Origin of the sequence: Xanthomonas albilineans (genome assembly GCF_002939705.1) — a bacterium.
Taxonomy (GTDB): domain Bacteria; phylum Pseudomonadota; class Gammaproteobacteria; order Xanthomonadales; family Xanthomonadaceae; genus Xanthomonas_A; species Xanthomonas_A albilineans.
The window spans coordinates 1-1,499 of sequence record NZ_MDCB01000066.1 but is presented as its reverse complement, the minus strand read 5'-3'; the positions used below and the strand labels follow the sequence as shown (position 1 = coordinate 1,499).

Genomic DNA, 1,499 nt, shown 5'->3' with positions numbered 1-1,499 from the left:
CCGCCTACGTACAACTGGACGCGCTGCCCCTGACCCCGAACGGCAAGCTGGATCGCAAGGCATTGCCGGCACCGGATGGGTCTGCCTATGCCGCGCATGCATATGAAGCACCGCAGGATGAAATCGAACAGGCCATTGCCGTGATCTGGTCGGACCTGCTGGGTCTGGACACGATCGGTCGGCACGACAACTTCTTCGCTCTCGGCGGACATTCGTTGCTGGCGGTGACGCTGACCGAGCGCATGCGTAAGCAGGGTTTGCAGGCCGACTTGCGCACCTTGTTCGCCACGCCGACGCTTGCGGCACTGGCCGCGGCGAGCGGCACCGTGTCGGTCAGCGTGCCGCCCAATGGCATTGGCCCCAACAGCGCGGTGATCACCCCGGAGATGCTGCCGCTGGTGGCACTCAGGCAGGAGCAGATCGACGCCATCGTTGCGATGACACCGGGTGGCTGTGCCAATCTCCAGGACATCTATCCGCTGGCCCCGTTGCAGGAAGGCATTTTCTTCCATCACCTGCTGCAGCACGAAGGCGATGCCTATCTACAGCCGAACCTGATCGCGTTCGACAGCCGTTCGCGTCTGGACGGGTTTATCGAAGCCTTGCAACGTGTGATCGATCGTCACGATATCCTGCGCACGGCGGTGGCCTGGGAAGGGTTGGCCGCCCCGGTGCAGGTCGTATGGCGTCGTGCGCCGCTGCTGATCGAGGAGGTTTGCGTGGAGCACGGCACTGACGATGCCGCGGCACTGCTGCAATCGCGTTTCGATCCGCGGCATTGGCGCCTGGATGTGCGTCAGGCGCCGCTAATGCGTGGTTTTGTTGCATACGATCCGGCCAGTGGGCGCTGGTTGTTGCAATTGCTCAGTCACCACCTGGCGCTGGATCACACCACGTTGGAGATTGTGCTGGAGGAGGTCAGATGTCACCTGTGCGGTGAGACTGCAAGCTTGCCGCCGCCACTGCCGTTTCGTAATTTCGTGGCACAAGCACTGCTGGGCGTGAGCCGAGAGGAGCACGAAGCCTATTTCCGCACACTGCTGGGTGATGTGGATGAGCCCTGTGCGCCGTTCGGTCTGGTCGATGTGCAGGGCGATGGATCGGATGTGCAGGAAGTGCGTCTCGAGTTGCCGGATCGGTTGTCGGTGTTGCTGCGCAGCCAGGCACGCGAACTGGGCGTCAGTGCGGCCAGTCTGTTCCATCTGGCCTGGGCGCAGGTGGTGGCACGTACCACGGGGCATGCACGCGTCGTGTTCGGGACGGTGCTGTTTGGTCGCATGCAAAGTGGAGCGGGCGCCGACCGTGCGCTGGGCATGTTCATCAATACCTTGCCGCTGCGGATCGAGATAGACGGGTCCAGTGTGGTGGAGAGTGTGCGTGTGGTGCAGCAACGGCTTGCCGGGCTGTTGCGGCACGAGCATGCGCCGCTGTCGCTGGCGCAGCGTTGCAGCAGTGTTCCGGCACCGGCGCCGTTGTTTACCTCCTTGCTCAATTACCGG

The 1,499-nt window shown here is 63.0% G+C and carries 1 protein-coding gene; it reads left to right on the top strand.

The window, feature by feature from the left end:
* On the top strand, positions 1-1,499 hold a 1,499-nt coding region (locus XalbCFBP2523_RS15725; protein WP_249027743.1), incomplete at both ends, for a condensation domain-containing protein.